This is a genomic window from Nocardia wallacei (assembly GCF_029868745.1).
GTDB classification, from domain to species: domain Bacteria; phylum Actinomycetota; class Actinomycetes; order Mycobacteriales; family Mycobacteriaceae; genus Nocardia; species Nocardia wallacei_B.
On the sequence record NZ_JARWOP010000250.1, the window covers coordinates 40,116 to 52,429 of the forward strand.

The window sequence follows — 12,314 nt, forward strand, 5'->3', positions numbered from 1 at the left end:
CGCTGAGTCAGTGCGGTTCGGCGAGGCCGTGACGGTAGGCGTAGCGGACGGCGTCGGCGCGGTTGCGGGCGCCGATCTTCGCGAAGGCGTTGTTGATGTGGGTTTTGACCGTGGCCTCCCCGACGAACAGGGCGGCGGCGATCTCGGCATTGTTCAGGCCCCGGCCGATCAGGCCGAGCACCTCCGCCTCGCGTCCGGTCAGCCCGTCGGGGCGGGTGGCCGGACGGCTCGGCGGCTCGGGGCGCGACAGCGCGGCCACCAGCCGCTGGGACACGGTGGCGTCGAAGGTCGACTGCCCGGCGGCCGCGGCGCGGATGGCCGCCGCGATCTCCACCCGGCCGGCGTCCTTGGTCAGATAGCCGCGCGCGCCGGCCCGCAGCGCGCTCACGATGGACTCGTCGTCGGCGTAGGTGGTCAGCACGAGCACCGCGGTGGCCGGGTGGCGCTCGGCGATCCGGCGGGTCGCCTCGACGCCGTCGAGCACCGGCATCCGCAGATCCATGAGCACCACCTCCGGAGTGAGGTCGGCGACCGCGCGCACCGCCTGCTCGCCGTCGCCGACCGCGCCGACCACCGCCACCTCGTCGACGAGACCGAGCAGCGCGACCAGCCCCTCCCGCATGATCTGCTGATCGTCCACCACCAGGACCCGGATCGGGTCGCCGGACCGTTGCCCGCTCACTCCGGAACCTCCGCCGTCACCAGCCAGCCGTCGCCGTCCGGACCGGCGGACAGCGTGCCGCCGACCAGCGCGATCCGCTCACGCATTCCGATCAGACCATACCCACCGCCGTTCGGCCGATCCGATAACGCCGTGGCCGCCAACGGGTTTCGCACCGTCAGCCGCACCCGGCCGTACGTGAATTCCAGGGTCAGGGTCACGGATTCGCCCGGCGCGTGTTTGCCCGCGTTGGTCAGGGCCTCGCGCGCGGCGCGCAGCAGCGACACCGTGGACGCCGGGCCGACCGCCCGCGCCGGACCGTCGACCCGGCAGCTCACCCGCAGCCGATGGTCGCGCCGATAGCTTTCCACCAGCTCGTGGATCGCTTCCGGCAGCGGCGGCACGTCGCTGCGTAAGGCGGCCACCGCGCTACCGGCCTCGGCGAGGCCGTCGGCGGCGAGCCGGCGCGATTGCCGCAGGCGGGCCAGCGCGCCGTCCACATCGCCCTTCTCGCTGAGTAGGCCCTCGGCGACCTCCAACTGCACCGTGAGCGCGCCGAGCGAATGCGCGAGCACGTCGTGCATCTCGCGGGCGATGCGCGCCCGCTCGTCCAGGGCGGCGGCGCGGGCGTGTTCGTGCTGGGCGCGCCGCGTCTGCTCCAGCAGCATCTCGGTTTCCCGGACCCGCATCCGGTACTGCCGCCGATACAGGCCCAGCAGCACCAGAATGACGAGGATCGCGACATGCGCGGCCACCGTCCCCGCCGACCGCCCCGCGATCAGCCCGCCGGCGACGAGCGCGACCTGACACCCCGCGAAGACGACCAGAATGGCGGCGACGCTCGGCACCAGATGCTGGGCGAGGACGCTGACCGCCACGCACAGCATGACGAGCACCGACGAGTCCGGCGCCGGTCCCACCGCCGCCGCGCTGATCAGGGCACAGCACACCAGCGCCGCGAAGGCCGGGCGCGGCCACCGGGCGATGCCCACGGTGAACAGCACCCAGCAGGCGTAGGTCGCGCCGAGCGTCCACCACAGCCACACCGGCACCGGCGGGCGGTGATTGAACAGCAGGTTCGCCGCCAGCAACATCGTGCCGATCAGCTGCGTGAGCGGGCTGGATTCCGGGTCGCCGCCGAACAGCACCCGCACGGCGCGCCGTAGCCCTCGCATCGCTCTCCTTCGCGGTCGTCTCCTCCACCAGCATCCTTGCGGCCGCGGACGGAGGCGAACTCGGCCCCCGGGTGGAGATTCCGATCTCCACCCCCGCACCCAGGCGGCAGGCACGGTGCGGCCGATAGCGTTCCAGCCATGAATCACAGCGTCTCCCAAGAGTTTCCGACAACCGCAGCCGAGCCGCGGCCGGGACGGGCCCGCAACCTGTTGTTCGTCGCCGCGAGCATCGGGCTGTCGCCGGCCGTCTACTACCTGCTGACCGGCGCCGGATACAGCGACTACGCCGCGCTGTTGTGTTCGACGGTCGTCTCGGGGCTGTGGGCGGTCGGTGTCGCGGCGGCGCAGCGCAAGGTCGACGGGCTGGCGGCGTTCGCGTTCGCGCTGAACCTGCTCGGGCTGGCGCTCGCGCTGATCGGCGGCGACGAGCGGATGCTGCTGGTGAAGGATCCCGTCAGTTCGGCGGTGATCAGCGCCCTGCTGCTCGGCAGCTGTGTGGTGGGCCGCCCCGCCATGTACGGGCTGGCGCAGCGTATGCACGCGCCCGGCGCGGACTCGGCCGCACGCTGGGATGCGTTGTGGCACAGTGACTCCGAGGTGCAGCACGTGTTCCGCACCTCGACCGCGGTGTGGGGCGCCGGGCTCGCCGCGGATGCCGCGCTGCGGCTGGTGCTGATCTACTCGCTGCCGGTCTCGGTGACGGTCGCCCTGATGAATCCGGTGCAGTGGGTGATCATCGGGCTGCTCGTGGTGTACACACTGCGCGGTCGGCGGCGGCTCGACATGCGATCGCGGCTCGCGGCGGTGAGCTGAGGGGTTCCCATTCGTCCAAGCCGGCCGGAGAATCGGCGGATACCTTCCGGGGGCAAGCCGCGAAAGGAGAGTGCCGTGGACGTGAACACCACCGCGGACGAGCCCGCACAGTCGGCGCCGTGGGATACGGCGTGGGCAGTGCTGGCGCCGCTGACCGACCTGGTCACGCCGATGGCGATGCGGGTGGCCGCCACGCTGCGACTGACCGATCTCCTGGCCGACGGCGCCCTGTCCGCCGACGAACTCGCCCGCAGCTCCGGTACCGACGCCGTAGCGCTCGAGCGGATGCTGCGCCATCTGGTGTGCCGGGGCGTGTTCGCGGAAGCGGAGCCGGGCCGGTACGCGGTCAACGAGCCGGCGGCACTACTGGCCTCCGGCCATCCGTCCGGAATGCGAGAGTGGCTGGATCTCAACGGTTTCGGCGGTCAGATGGACCTGGCGTTCACGGGTCTGCTGCACACCGTCCGCACCGGCAGGACGGCGTGGGAGACGGTCTTCGGCGACCCGTTCTGGCGCTACCTCGACAACCATCCGCAGGTGAGTGCCTCATTCGACGCACTCATGGCCGCGGGGGCGGAGTACGTCGCCGACGCGGCGGACGGCTACGACTGGTCGGGTGTGCGGCACGTGATCGACGTGGGCGGCGGGACCGGCGCCCTGGTCGCCGAGGTACTGACCGGCCACCCGGAAGTGCGCGCGACGATCGTGGACCTCCCGGAGACGGTCGGCCGGGGCCGGGCGTATCTGGCCGAGCGCGGGTTGGACGCGCGCTGTGAGTTCGCCGGGCAGAGCTTCTTCGAGCCGTTGCCCGAGGGCGGGGACGCCTACGTACTCAAGCGGGTGCTGCATGATTGGGGCGACGAGGACGCGGTGCGGATCCTGCGGCGGTGCGCGGACGCGGCCGGGCCGCGGGGGCGTGTGGTGGTCATCGAGGGCAACGGCAGTTCGGGCTCCGATCCCGCCGTCCTCGCCGAGATGAATTTGCGGATGCTGGTCCTCAGCGGCGGCAGCGAACGCACCGCCGACGGCTACCGGGCACTCGCCACCGCGGCCGGGCTCGACGTGATCGGGGTCCGAGACACCCCGCTCGGCCACCTCGTGCTGGAGTGCGCCCGCCGCTGACGCGCGATCGGGCGCCTCGAGTACGAGCGTCCTGTCCGCTGTGATCGCGCAGGTTCACCGAGGTATGAGGCGGGCTCGCTCAGCCGATATCGATCGGGTCTATCTGCACTCGCAGCGGCGCGTCCGAACGGTGGGTGCTGCGCACGGCTTGTGCGGCGCCCAGGGCACGGGACAGAGCGGCGCCGTGGGCGCGGTCGACGCGCAGGATCATGCGTTCCACCTCGGCCGGGGAATCGCCGGAGGAGAACGGTTTCCGGGCCCCGGGCGGCAGCGGCACCGGGCCGAGAATCTCCACGCCCTCGGGAAGCTGCGCCTCCCTGAGCAATTCGGCGATGGACTCGGTCGTACCGTCGATCGCGGCGAAGCGGACGGCGGGCGGAAAGCGCACCTCGATGCGGGACTCGAGCTCGAACCTGGCGTGTCCCAACGGATCCCAGCGCACCAGCGCCTGCACGGTGGGCACGGACGGTTCGGCCATGACGATCACCTGTCCGGACGACCGCACCAGCGTCGCGGCCGACATCCAGCGTCGCAGGGCGTCCTCCGCCGCCCGCAGGTCGGCACGCCCCAGCAGCGCCCAGCCGTCGAGCAGCAGCGCCACCCCGTAGCCGCCCGGGGCCGCCGGCTCGGCGCCGATGGTCGCCACCACCACCTGCGCCTCGCCGGACACCGAATCCAGCACGGCCGCACCGCCCGACGTCCGGATCGGCACCTCGGGAAACGCCCGGCCCAGCTCCTCCGCCGTTCGCGCCGCCCCGATGACCACCGCGCGCAACGCCCGCGACCCACACGCCCCGCACCGGAACACCGGCTCGGTCTTCCCGCACCACCGGCAGCTCGGACTGTGCGCCACCGGCCCGGAAGCGCTGCGCGACAACGCGACTCCCAACTCACGCGCCGAGGGCGGAGACGCCGCGGCGGTCCCGGGTTGCGGCCACGCGGCCAACTCCTGCTGTGTTCCGGTCGCCGCGTCGGTCCCGCCGAGGGGCACCGCGCGCGCAGGTGCCCCGGTGTCGGTGCCCGTGCGGCCGCGGCGCGCGGCGGGGTTGCGTTGTGGCGCGGGACCTCTCGTAGATCGGGAGCCGTCGGTATCGGGCAGCGCCAGGGGCCCGTTGCAGTGTCGGCAACGGGCGGGGGTACGGCACTTGGCACAGGCGAGGGCGGGCACGTAGCCGCGGCGCGGCACTTGGACGAGGACCGGCTGCCCGGCGGCGAGTGCCTTACGGGCCGCGGTGAACGCCACCGCCGGAATCCGCACGGCCTGTGCGACCGGGTCCCGTTCCAGGGCGACATCACTGTCACCGGGTGCACTGATCCGCGGCGCGCACTGCCGCACGACCGCGCGATCGGCGACCAGATCGTGCGCCCACCCGGAGGCCACGACGGCCTGAATCTCGGCGGTCCGCGCGAACCCGCCCGCCACGAACGCGGCGCCGGTCTCGTGCGCGCGCAGCATCGCCACCTCCCGCGCGTGCGGGTACGGCGCCCGGGGTTCGGCGTAGGTGTCGTCCCCGTCGTCCCAGATAGCAATCAGGCCGAGATCCCGCGCCGGCGCGAAAACCGCACTGCGCGTACCGATCACCACCCGGGCGGTGCCCCGCAACGCCGCCAGCCACCGCCGATAGCGCGCCGCGGGCCCGAGCCCGGCGGCCAGCCCGACCGCCGCATCCCCCACCAACTCCGCGCACGCCGCGGACACCCGGTCCAGATCCCGCTGATCGGGCACGATCAGCACGGCACTGCGCCCACTCCCCACCACCACCGCCGCCAACTCGGCCAGCCGCCGCGCCCACTCCTCCCCCGGCACCGCCTGCCATGCCGCCCGCGGTCCTTTCCCTCCCGCCAGCGCACCCAGGAACGAAATCCCGTGCCGATACTTCTCCCACCCCGAGTACCGCGAAAGATCAACGGGCGAAGCCGTTTCGGCCTCCACATCGTCGCCCGCCGCCGAGTCGGAGGACGCCGCAGTCTCCGCCTGACCCTGCGCTGCGACGGAAGGGGACTCCGAATCCAGTGGGCCGGTGCTGTTTTCACCGGCCGGAGGCTCGTCCGCGGAGTCACCCGAATCGCGCTGTCCCCGTGGCTTTTCCGATTCCACCTTGGCGTGCCGCGGAGGGATTGCCAGGCGGAGGACGTCGGCGCGGGTGCCTGCGCAGCGGGAGGCGACCGCGGTGGCGAGGCGGAGGATTTCGGGGGTGAGGACCTGCTCGCCGGAGACCACGCGCTCCAGCCTCATCAGCTTTCCGGTGTGGTCGGTGTGGTCGAGGCGGTCCAGAAGGAAGCCGTCGATCAGCCGGCCCGAGAAACGCACACGGACGCGCACACCCGGCTGGGCGAGCGCGTCCATGTCCGCGGGGACCAGGTAGTCGAAGTCCCGGTCGAGGTGGGCGGGTTCCAGCATCGGCAGCACCCGCGCGATGGGGCGTGCCGAGGCGACGGCGGCGGCAGCCTGCTTACCCTTGCGGGTCTTCGCGGCTGCCGCCTCGGGCACGGCCTCGGTCAATTACAGCCCGGCACCGTCGACGGCCACGATCACAGCCCCACGGCCGCGCGCAGCTTGCCGGCGCGGTCGGTGCTCTCCCACGGCAGCTCGATATCGGTACGGCCGAAGTGGCCGTACGCCGCGGTGGGCGCGTAGATCGGGCGCAGCAGGTCCAGGTCGCGAATGATCGCGCCCGGCCGTAGGTCGAACACCTCGGCGATGGCGGCGGAGATCTTGGCCGGATCCACCTGCTCGGTGCCGAACGTCTCCACGAACAGGCCCACCGGCGCGGCCTTGCCGATGGCGTAGGCGACCTGCACCTCGACCCGCTCGGCGAGCTCGGCCGCGACGACGTTCTTGGCGACCCACCGCATGGCGTAGGCGGCCGAGCGGTCCACCTTCGACGGATCTTTGCCCGAGAACGCGCCGCCGCCGTGGCGGGCCATGCCGCCGTAGGTGTCGACGATGATCTTGCGGCCGGTGAGACCGGCGTCGCCCATCGGACCGCCGAGCACGAACTTGCCGGTCGGGTTCACCAGCAGGCGGAAGTCGGAGGTGTTGAGCGGCTCGGGCAGTTCCAGATCGGCCAGCACGGACTCGACGACCTTCTCGCGGATGTCGGGGGCGAGCAGGTTGTCCAGGTCGATGTCGGCGGCGTGCTGGGTGGACAGCACCACCGTGTCCAGCCGGACCGGCTTGGTGCCGTCGTACTCGATGGTGACCTGCGTCTTGCCATCGGGACGCAGGTACGGCAGCACGCCGGACTTGCGGACCTCGGTGAGCCGCCGCGACAGCCGGTGCGCCAGCGCGATCGGCAGCGGCATCAGCTCCGGGGTCTCCCGGGTGGCGTAGCCGAACATCAGGCCCTGGTCGCCGGCGCCCTGGCGCTCGATCTCGTCGTCGGAACCGCCGACGCGGGCCTCGTGCGAGGTGTCCACACCCTGGGCGATATCCGGCGACTGCGCGCCGATCGCGACGTTCACGCCGCAGGAGGCGCCGTCGAAACCCTTTGCGGACGAGTCGTATCCGATCTCGAGCACCTTCTCGCGCACGATGGTCGGGATGTCGGCGTAGGCCTCGGTGGTGACCTCGCCCGCGACGTGCACCTGGCCTGTCGTCACCAAGGTCTCCACCGCGACGCGGCTGCGGGGGTCCTGCGCGAGCAGCGCATCGAGGACGGAATCGCTGATGGCATCACAGATCTTATCGGGATGACCCTCGGTCACGGACTCGCTAGTGAATAGCCGGCTACCGGACGTGCGCACAGTTTTTCCCTCTCCCTCAACGGGTCTGGTACCGAGTTGCGACAGTAGCGAACTCGCGCCACAGCACAACCCTTTACCTCAGACTATTCCAAACCACCGACGCGGCACGGTCCCAGCGCACCGCGGCACTGCCGTCACCAGCAACTACCGCCGTCGCCACCCGCTACCGCCTCCACAGGGCTCCGTTTCGGCAGTCGGTGCAATATCGCGCTCGATGCCATTGTGCACCGAACGCGTATTTGCATGCTAGGCCGAAACCGTTTGCGCCTCAGCGCAACAACGGTCCCAGCGCATCCAGCACGCGACTGGCCAGCAGCAGCTTCGACCCGTGGTCGAGAGCCTGCTCGGTGCCGTCGGCCCCGAGCAGCCAGCCGTCGTTGTTGTCCACCTCGAACGCCTTACCCTCGCCGACCGCGTTGACCACCAGCAGGTCGCAGCCCTTCCGCTCGAGTTTGGCGCGCGCGTGGGTGAGCACGTCGCCGTGCTCGTCGCCGGTCTCCGCGGCGAAGCCGACGATGGCCAGTCCGGGCAGGTGCCCGTCGTGCCGGGCCTGCACCAGACCGGCCAGGATGTCGCGATTCTTGGTGAGGTCGATCCGGTCCGGCTCGTCCACACCCTTCTTGATCTTGGCCGCGGCGACATTGGTGGGCCGGAAGTCGGCCACCGCGGCGGCCATGATCACCGCGTCGGCGCCGACCGCGTGCTTGTCGACCGCGACGCCGAGCTGTTCGGCGGTGGTGACGTGCACCATTTCCACCGCGGCGGGCGGTTCGAGGCCGATGGTGTTGCCCGCGACCAGCGTGACGTGCGCGCCGCGCTGCGCGGCCAGCCGGGCCAGCGCGAAACCCTGCTTCCCGGAACTGCGATTGCCCAGGAAGCGCACCGGATCCAGCGGCTCGCGGGTACCGCCCGCGGAGACCACGATCCGGCGGCCGGCCAGGTCGCGCGGGATGGCGTCGGAGCGCTCCAGCAGCAGCGACGCCAGCGCGAAGATCTCCTCGGGCTCGGGCAGCCGCCCCGGGCCGGTGTCGGCGCCGGTCAGCCGGCCCGCGGCCGGTTCCATGACGATCGCGCCGTGCGCCCGCAGGGTCGCGACGTTCGCCACCGTGGCCGGGTGCTCCCACATCTCGGTGTGCATGGCCGGGGCGAACAGCACGGGACATCGTGCGGTCAGCAGAGTCGCGGTGAGCAGATCGTCGGCGCGGCCCATGGCCGAGCGGGCCATCAGGTCGGCCGTCGCCGGGGCGATCACGACCAGATCGGCTTCCTGGCCGAGTCGCACGTGCGGCACCTCGGGCACGTCGGAGAAGACGCCGGTGTGCACGGGGTTGCCCGACAGCGCCTCGAAGGTCGCCCGGCCGACGAACTGCAGCGCCGACTCGGTGGGGATCACCCGGACGTCGTGCCCGGTCTCGGTGAACTTGCGAACGAGCGAGCAGGCCTTGTAGGCGGCGATCCCGCCGCCCACGCCGACAACGATCCGCATCTACTAAGCCTCTTCGTCCGGTGGAGATGGGTGGGCGGCGACGCCGCTAGCTCACTCGCCTTCGGAGTGCTCGAGCAGGTCGGCGTGGATCTCGCGCATCGCCACCGACAGCGGCTTCTCCTGCAGGCCCGGCTCGACCAGCGGGCCCACGTATTCGAGGATGCCGTCGCCGAGCTGGTTGTAGTAGTCGTTGATCTGACGCGCCCGCTTGGCCGCGTAGATGACCAGCGCGTACTTGGACGACGTGCGCTCGAGCAGCTCATCGATCGGCGGGTTGGTGAGGCCGATCGGAGTGTCGTACGCGGGCACGCTCTTGGTGTCGCTCACTGGGGAGGCTCCTGCGGGTCGTGGTGGGAAATCGGGGTCTTGCGGCACATTCGGCGGCGACGGGACGAATCCGTCGCCCTCATCTCGAATTTGTGCTAACGAACAACGATACCAACTGCTCACAGGCGCTGGTCAGGTCGTCGTTCACGATCACGGTGTCGAACTCGTCACATGCGGCGAGTTCGGTCCTCGCGGTTTGCAGCCGGCGCTCGATGACCTCGGGCGATTCGGTGCCGCGGCCGGTCAGCCGGGCCACCAGTTCGTCCCAGCTGGGCGGCGCCAGGAAGACCAGGAGGGCCTCCGGCATGGTGGTGCGGATCTGCCGCGCCCCCGCCAGGTCCACCTCCACGAGCACGGGCAGGTTGGCGGCGAGCGCCGCCCGTACGGGTGCGGCCGGGGTGCCGGACCGTTGCAGGCCGCCGTGGATATCGGCCCACTCGAGCAATTCCCCCTGTTCGATCATGGCGTCGAACTCGGCCCTGGTCACGAACCGGTAGTCCCGGCCGTCGACCTCCCCGGGCCGCGGGGCCCGGGTGGTGGCCGACACACTGAAAACCAGGTCGGGCAGCCGCTCGCGGACACAGCGGACCACGGTGGACTTGCCGACGGCCGAGGGGCCGACCAGTACTACCAGCCGACCCTTCTGCGAATGCTCGACCACCCTCGGATCAGGCTTGGTCGAACTTCGCCAGCAACGCCTTGCGCTGGCGGTCACCCAGACCGCGCAGGCGCCGCGTCGGAGCGATCTCCAGCTCGCTCATGATCTCCGCCGCCTTGACCTTGCCGACCTTGGGCAGGGCCTCCAGCAGCGCCGACACCTTCATCTTGCCCAGGACCTCGTCGGTCTCGGCATCCTTCAGGACCGTCTTCAGGTCGGTGCCGCCACGCTTCAAGCGCTCCTTGAGCTCTGCCCGAGCGCGGCGAGCGGCAGCCGCCTTCTCCAAAGCAGCGGCGCGCTGCTCGTCAGTCAGCTGGGGAAGGGCCACGGTTCCTCCGTCTCATCGTTCATTGCTAAATCTCCCGCCGGTAACCCGGCGGTCTGTGCGACCGTACCCACGCGGCGTGCCGATTGCGAACCCACCCCCCAGGTCAGCGCGGGATTCGGGCGGGGTGGCGGGCACCCGGGCGGACCATCGCGCACGCTTGGGCCGGTAGCGCTGATCCTACCGCCGGATCCGCTCGCAGCCGCGTGGCCTGCGGTTATTCGGTCCGCTACCGGGCGGATGACCGATTGGGCGAGTGACCGAAGCGGTCGTAATCGGCCCGTTATCGCGCGACCAGGACTTTTCTTGATTTTTCGGCGTGTCGCGCGTTTTCGTGCCTGCGTGTCGCGCTTCGAGGCACCTGATCTGGGTCACGAGAGCGGTGCCGGAATCCGATCAGGAGGCCGCGCGCCGGGGCCTCCGCGGCGCGCTGACAGCGGAAAACACATGGGTGTAATTCCCGCACGGCCGAAGGCGGCGCGAAGACTAGCGGGCCCATATTCGCAAACAGACCAGTTTCGTCGATTCGCGGAGCGACCGCCACCGTCCGGGGCCTCCCGTGTGGAGACCCGGACGGTGACAAACTCAGGCCTGGAGAAACGCGAAATCGTCGCGGAGTTGCTCGAGCCGCTCGCACAGCGCGAGCACGTCCGGCCCGGCGCGTAGCAGCTCCCGGGACACGTTGGGCAACACCGCGGCATGGCTGCCCGCCGGAACCAGGGCACGGACGGACTCCGGTCCCCCGCCCTGAGCGCCCACGCCCGGCATCAGGATCGGACCGTTGAGCAGCGAGAGGTTCGGGATCTCGGTCAGCGTGGCGCCCACGACGACCCCGACCGAGCCGAACGCGGCGCCCACATTGCGTACCGCGGCGTCGTCGACCATGCCCTGGGCGACGGTCCGGCCGTCGGGGGTGACGGTGCGCTGCAGACCGGCGGCCTCCGGATTGGAGGTGGCCGCCAGCACGAACAGGCCGCGGCGGTTCGTCTCGGCCAGCTCCAATGCCGGTGCGAGCGAACCGAATCCGAGATACGGCGACACCGTGACGGCGTCGCTGCCCAGCGGACCGTCACCGAGCCAGGCCGCGGCGTAGGCGGCCATGGTGGAGCCGATGTCGCCGCGTTTGGCGTCGGCGAGCACCAGGGTGCCGGCGTCGCGCAGCGCGGCGATGGTGTCCTCGAGGACCATGAAACCGCCGGAGCCGTACGTCTCGAAGAAGGCCACCTGCGGTTTGACCAGGGCGACCCGGCCCGCGAAGGCGTCCACGCACGCGTCGGCGAACCGTTTCAGGCCATCGATGTCCTCCGACAGCTCCCAGTCGCGCAGCAACTGGGGGTGCGGATCGATACCGACGCACAGCGGGCCGTGCTGCCGCATCGCCTGCCGCAGCCGCGCGCCGAACGATGTCATCGGTGGGCCGCGGCGAGCCGCGCGCCCGGCGGCACGTCGGCGACCGCGGCGAGGCCGGGCACACCGGCGAACGCCTCGGGAACCCCGGCGAGCCGGGCCTCGGAGGCCGTGCCCGAACCCGCCAGCTCCCGGTCCGCGGCCGCCAGCTCACGGTCGATGGCGGCGAGTTCGCGATCGATCGCCGCCAGTTCGCGCTCGGTCGGCGTGATCTCCGTATCGGCCGGCGGCTTGCGGTCGATGGGTGGCGTCGCGCGGAAGCCGACGGTGCTGTAACCGCCCACCTTCCGCATCGGCCGGACGTCCCCGCCCCCGGGCCGGGACACCACCGCGCCGTCGATAGCGCGGCGCCCCCGGCTGACTAGTCCAGCGCCAACCCGGAGCGGTGCCCCCCCAAACCCCCGGGGGGCCCGCCGAAACCCCCCGCCGCCGCAACGACATCCGACGCTGTGAGTGAGGACGCTCCGGAAGAGGCGGCGAGAGTCACGGAGTCGTCTCCGGCCCGAGCGTCGGGGTCGGGCCTGGCCGAGGCGGACCGGGACCGCGCCGGTTCCTGGCGCCGAAGCCAGCCGCGCCCCCAGAACGCGCCGCGG

The 12,314-nt window shown here is 71.4% G+C and carries 12 protein-coding genes; 2 read left to right on the forward strand and 10 right to left on the reverse strand.

The window, feature by feature from the left end:
- Positions 1–7: 7 nt before the first annotated feature.
- Positions 8–682, reverse strand: coding sequence for a response regulator (locus QH470_RS22375; RefSeq protein ID WP_280274311.1), 675 nt, complete (start codon positions 680–682; stop codon positions 8–10).
- Entirely contained in the window at positions 679–1,836 is a 1,158-nt protein-coding gene (locus QH470_RS22380; protein WP_280274312.1) for a sensor histidine kinase, read from the reverse strand. The genes QH470_RS22375 and QH470_RS22380 overlap by 4 nt, the downstream gene beginning before the upstream one ends.
- Positions 1,837–1,974: 138 nt before the next feature.
- On the opposite strand from QH470_RS22380, the gene QH470_RS22385 reads away from it, so the two are divergent.
- Together QH470_RS22385 and QH470_RS22390 are read left to right on the forward strand one after the other, a co-directional pair.
- Positions 1,975–2,649 carry a VC0807 family protein gene (locus QH470_RS22385; RefSeq protein WP_280274313.1) on the forward strand — a complete coding sequence of 225 codons (675 nt, stop codon included), beginning with the start codon at positions 1,975–1,977 and terminating at the stop codon, positions 2,647–2,649.
- Between the two features lie 75 nt (positions 2,650–2,724).
- Positions 2,725–3,771, forward strand: coding sequence for a methyltransferase (locus tag QH470_RS22390; RefSeq protein ID WP_280274314.1), 1,047 nt, complete (start codon positions 2,725–2,727; stop codon positions 3,769–3,771).
- A 79-nt stretch (positions 3,772–3,850) separates the two neighbouring features.
- On the opposite strand, the gene QH470_RS22395 is transcribed toward QH470_RS22390, so the two are convergent.
- From QH470_RS22395 to QH470_RS22430, 8 genes are all read right to left on the reverse strand, one after another.
- Complete coding sequence (locus QH470_RS22395) at positions 3,851–6,172, reverse strand: primosomal protein N' (RefSeq protein ID WP_280274324.1); 2,322 nt, start codon at positions 6,170–6,172, stop codon at positions 3,851–3,853.
- Positions 6,173–6,303: 131 nt separating this feature from the next.
- Entirely contained in the window at positions 6,304–7,518 is a 1,215-nt protein-coding gene (gene metK / locus QH470_RS22400; protein ID WP_280274315.1) for a methionine adenosyltransferase, read from the reverse strand.
- A 268-nt stretch (positions 7,519–7,786) separates the two neighbouring features.
- On the reverse strand, positions 7,787–9,004 hold the full coding sequence (coaBC, locus tag QH470_RS22405; protein ID WP_280274316.1) for a bifunctional phosphopantothenoylcysteine decarboxylase/phosphopantothenate--cysteine ligase CoaBC: 1,218 nt from the start codon (positions 9,002–9,004) through the stop codon (positions 7,787–7,789).
- Between the two features lie 51 nt (positions 9,005–9,055).
- Positions 9,056–9,331, reverse strand: coding sequence for a DNA-directed RNA polymerase subunit omega (gene rpoZ, locus QH470_RS22410; protein WP_280274317.1), 276 nt, complete (start codon positions 9,329–9,331; stop codon positions 9,056–9,058).
- 79 nt (positions 9,332–9,410) lie between these two features.
- Positions 9,411–9,992 carry a guanylate kinase gene (gene gmk, locus QH470_RS22415; protein WP_187688400.1) on the reverse strand — a complete coding sequence of 194 codons (582 nt, stop codon included), beginning with the start codon at positions 9,990–9,992 and terminating at the stop codon, positions 9,411–9,413.
- Positions 9,993–9,999: 7 nt separating this feature from the next.
- On the reverse strand, positions 10,000–10,317 hold the full coding sequence (gene mihF / locus QH470_RS22420; RefSeq protein WP_068018717.1) for an integration host factor, actinobacterial type: 318 nt from the start codon (positions 10,315–10,317) through the stop codon (positions 10,000–10,002).
- A 582-nt stretch (positions 10,318–10,899) separates the two neighbouring features.
- Complete coding sequence (gene pyrF / locus QH470_RS22425) at positions 10,900–11,724, reverse strand: orotidine-5'-phosphate decarboxylase (protein ID WP_280274318.1); 825 nt, start codon at positions 11,722–11,724, stop codon at positions 10,900–10,902.
- Positions 11,721–12,014 (reverse strand): hypothetical protein, encoded by a 294-nt coding sequence (locus QH470_RS22430; RefSeq protein ID WP_280274319.1) that lies wholly within the window; start codon positions 12,012–12,014, stop codon positions 11,721–11,723. Before QH470_RS22430 ends, pyrF begins: the two co-directional genes overlap by 4 nt.
- Positions 12,015–12,314: the final 300 nt, after the last annotated feature.